A 2,306-nucleotide genomic window follows, 5' to 3' on the forward strand; every position below is an offset into this window, starting at 1 on the left:
GGCGCAGTGCCGTCCGGGGCCGCCGGGGCGTCCGGGAATCAGACCTTGAGGTACTTGCGCAGCGTGAAGAAGGCCGCGATGCCGGCCATGGCCATACCCACCACGATCAGCAGAGGTATCACCGCGAGCACCGAGCCGAGCCCGATGAAGTGGATGAACTGCACCCGGTCGGCCAGCCAGTTCTGGACGAAGAAGTGCCCGCCGATCAGCAGCCCGGAAGCCATCATCGCGCCGAGCAGCGCCGAGAAGGCCGCCTCGGCGATGAAGGGCATCTGGACGTAGAAGTTCGAGGCACCGACCAGGCGCATGATGCCGGTTTCACGCCGTCGGCTGTACGCCGACACCCGGACGGTGTTGACGATCAGCAGCAGGGCGACGAAGAGCATCAGCACCATGATGACGAAGGCCGCCGTCTGGAGGCCGTTGAGCAGGCCGAACAGGTTCTCCAGGATCTTCCGCTGGTCCTCGACCGACTTGACGCCGGGCTTGCCGGCGAAGGCGCTCTGGATCACGTCGTACTTGGTCGGGTCGTTGAGCTTGACCCGCCAGGACTGCGGCATGGCGTCCGGGCCCAGGACGGAGATGAGCGGGTTGTCCGGGTTCATCTCCTTCCAGTGCTTGTACGCGTCGGCCGAACTCTCGTAGGTGGACGACTGGACCACCGAGGTCATCTTGTCCAGCTGGTCCTTGATGTCCTGGACCTGCTGGTCGGTGGCCGCACCCTTGTCGCACTGGGGCGAGTTGCGGGCGTCCGCCTTGGTGCAGAAGTAGATGCTCACCTCGACCTTGTCGTACCAGTACCCCTTCATGGAGTTCACCTGGTCACGGACCAGGAGCGAGGAACCGGCGAGGGCGAGGGAGAGCGCGACGCTGACCACGACCGCGATGGTCATGGTCAGGTTGCGTCGGAGACCCACACCGATCTCCGACAGGACGAACTGGGCACGCATGCGGGAAACAACTCCAGGGTCGGTACTGCTCTGGGTCTGGCGGTTCGGGCCGACGGCCCTACGGGCAGCGCTGGTCGGTCAGTGCTGGTACCCGTAGACGCCGCGGGCCTGGTCGCGGACGAGCAACCCCTTGTCGAGCTCGATGACGCGCTTGCGCATCTGGTCGACGATGGCCTGGTCGTGGGTGGCCATCAGCACCGTGGTGCCGGTGCGGTTGATGCGGTCGAGCAGCTTCATGATGCCGACCGAGTTCTGCGGGTCGAGGTTGCCGGTGGGCTCGTCCGCGATGAGCAGCATCGGACGGTTCACGAAGGCGCGCGCGATCGCCACGCGCTGCTGCTCACCACCGGACAGCTCGCCCGGCATGCGGTCCTCCTTGCCGCCGAGGCCGACCAGCTCCAGCACCTCGGGCACCACCTTGTTGATGGCGCTCTTGGGCTTGCCGATCACCTCAAGGGCGAAGGCGACGTTCTGCGCGACCGTCTTGTTCGGCAGCAGGCGGAAGTCCTGGAAGACGGTGCCCAGCTGGCGGCGCATGTGCGGCACCTTCCAGTTGGACAGCTTGCCGAGGTCCTTGCCCAGCACGTGCACCGCACCCGTACTGGGGCGCTCCTCGCGCAGGCACAGGCGCAGGAAGGTGGACTTCCCCGAGCCGGACGAGCCGACCAGGAAGACGAACTCACCCTTCTCGATCTCCAGCGAGACGTTGTCCAGGGCGGGACGGTTCTGCTTGGGATAGGTCTTGGAGACGTTGTCGAATCTGATCACGGCTGCATCACGGAGGCCATCCTAGGCGGCGCCATTCCTCGGTCGGTCCGCCCCGGAGGCCCGGTCCGGGGGCGGGCGAAAGGAGCGCAGAGGGCCGCTCCCGGACTCGGACCATACGCGAGTCGGCGACCGGCCCGCAGGGACCGCCCGCGACAACGGCCGAACCGTGGGGGAGAATGTCCGCTTATGCCCAGAATATTGCGAGGCATCTCACAGCCCGGGAGCCGGAACCGCCGGAACCTGGCAGAGTGGAGGTGGCGGCCGTTTCCGGTCGCTCCCCCGTACAGGGCAGTACATGGAACCAAAGCCCCGTCCAGCGCGTTGGTTGTAGCAGCGAGGAGGAGATCGCATGACCTGCGACCATCTGGTGTGCGCCAACTGCAACGGCCGCGTCAGCGACGGGCGTTGCCCGGTCTGCCGGGCCAACCGGGCCCGGATGCAGGAGCAGCAGGGGCCGTTCGCCGCGCTCTCCCCCGCGACGCTGCTGGCCCTGCTGGCCGGGCTGCTCGCGGTGGCGCTGATCGCCCGGCAGGCCCTGGCCTGACCACCCACGAGACGTACGCAGAAGGGCCCCGACCGCTGCGGTCG

Annotated in this window: 3 protein-coding genes; 1 reads left to right on the forward strand and 2 read right to left on the reverse strand. The window is 67.2% G+C overall.

All coding sequences use genetic code 11. The features are described from left to right. Positions 1–38 precede the first annotated feature (38 nt). Together ftsX and ftsE are read right to left on the reverse strand one after the other, a co-directional pair. Positions 39–950 (reverse strand): permease-like cell division protein FtsX, encoded by a 912-nt coding sequence (gene ftsX, locus ACFU7Y_RS43140; RefSeq protein ID WP_224284790.1) that lies wholly within the window; start codon positions 948–950, stop codon positions 39–41. Positions 951–1,028: 78 nt separating this feature from the next. Then, positions 1,029–1,718, reverse strand: a complete 690-nt coding sequence (gene ftsE, locus ACFU7Y_RS43145; RefSeq protein ID WP_030059730.1) for a cell division ATP-binding protein FtsE — start codon at positions 1,716–1,718, stop codon at positions 1,029–1,031. A gap of 349 nt (positions 1,719–2,067) precedes the next feature. Between ftsE and ACFU7Y_RS43150 the strand changes: the two genes are divergently transcribed. After that, a complete protein-coding gene (locus tag ACFU7Y_RS43150; RefSeq protein ID WP_224284789.1) occupies positions 2,068–2,262 on the forward strand; it encodes a hypothetical protein in 195 nt (64 codons plus the stop codon). Positions 2,263–2,306: the final 44 nt, after the last annotated feature.

The organism is Kitasatospora sp. NPDC057542, from assembly GCF_042801945.1.
Taxonomy (GTDB): Bacteria; Actinomycetota; Actinomycetes; order Streptomycetales; family Streptomycetaceae; genus Kitasatospora.